Here is a 1,091-nt window from a genome sequence, read left to right on the forward strand (position 1 = left end):
CCGCCTCGCCCCGTGCCGGTCCGTCCTCGGGGTCGACCTCCTTGTGCGCGAGCCGCACGGTCGCCACCACCATCACCCCGAGGGTCACCGCGAGGATCGCCAGCGCGGGTCCGTCGACGGTGAACCACTCGCCCAGCACCACCACGCCCAGCCCGAGCGCGACGACGGGCGTGGTGACGGTCGACGCCGGCACCGCCTGGTGCACCGCCCCGGCCGAGAACGACATCTGCTGCAGCGTGAGCGCGGCGACCGCCGCCAGGACCAGCCCGTACGCCTCGCCGGTGGTGAGCACCTCGGCCACGCCGCCCGCGTACCAGCGGTCGGCCACTCCCTTGGTGAGCAGCGCGACGTAGGCGAACGCGGTGCCGCCGGCCACGCCCAGGAGCAGGGCGCGGCTGCCGTTGCGTCGTCGTCGTCGCGAGAGGGCCAACAGGACCCCCACGACGAGGACCCCGCCCCCGCACGCGAGCGCCCATTCGTACCAGGGCGGATGGGCCTGACCGCCGGTCGGCCGTCCGTAGACCAGCAGGACCATCACGCATCCCGCCAGGACGTGCCCCCAGAACAGTTCGGTCTTGGTCACACGGCGGCCCGTGACCCACGCGCCGAGCGGCAGGGCGAAGATCAGCGAGAACACGGTGAGCGTCTGCACCAGGATGAGCGTGCCGAACGCCAGGGCGAGTCCCTGGAACGCGAATCCGGCCAGGCTAATGCCCATCCCGGACCACCAGTACTTGCTGCCCAGGACGCCGAAGCGACCCTCGAGCCGACCCCCGGCGCGGCCCTTGGTCCGGTGCCGCATGACGGTGCCGAAGGCCTGGCTGAGGGCGGACGCGAGGGCGAGGATTACCGCCACCCAGGTTTCCGTCATCGATGACGAGTAAACACCTCCCGTAAAGTGTGGCTGCGACAAGCCGATCAACACCGGAAGGGTGTGACCGCGTGGCACTCGTGGTGCAGAAGTACGGCGGCTCCTCTGTGGAGTCCGCAGAACGAATCCGTCGGGTTGCCGAGCGGATCGTCGAGACCAAGAAGGCCGGGAACGACGTCGTGGTGGTGGCCTCGGCGATGGGCGACACGACCGATGAGCT

At 70.6% G+C, this 1,091-nt stretch carries 1 protein-coding gene and 1 pseudogene; one reads left to right on the forward strand and one right to left on the reverse strand.

Annotation, left to right across the window (positions count from 1 at the left end; genetic code table 11):
• Positions 1–871 (reverse strand): DMT family transporter (locus tag B4M60_RS04905; protein ID WP_291080830.1); only part of this gene is annotated, 871 nt, incomplete at its 3' end.
• 71 nt (positions 872–942) lie between these two features.
• Here B4M60_RS04905 and B4M60_RS04910 point away from each other — a divergent pair.
• Positions 943–1,091 (forward strand): annotated as a pseudogene (locus B4M60_RS04910) (aspartate kinase); the annotation flags it as partial.

It is taken from the genome of Dietzia sp. UBA5065, from assembly GCA_002415925.1.
Classification (GTDB): Bacteria; Actinomycetota; Actinomycetes; order Mycobacteriales; family Mycobacteriaceae; genus Dietzia.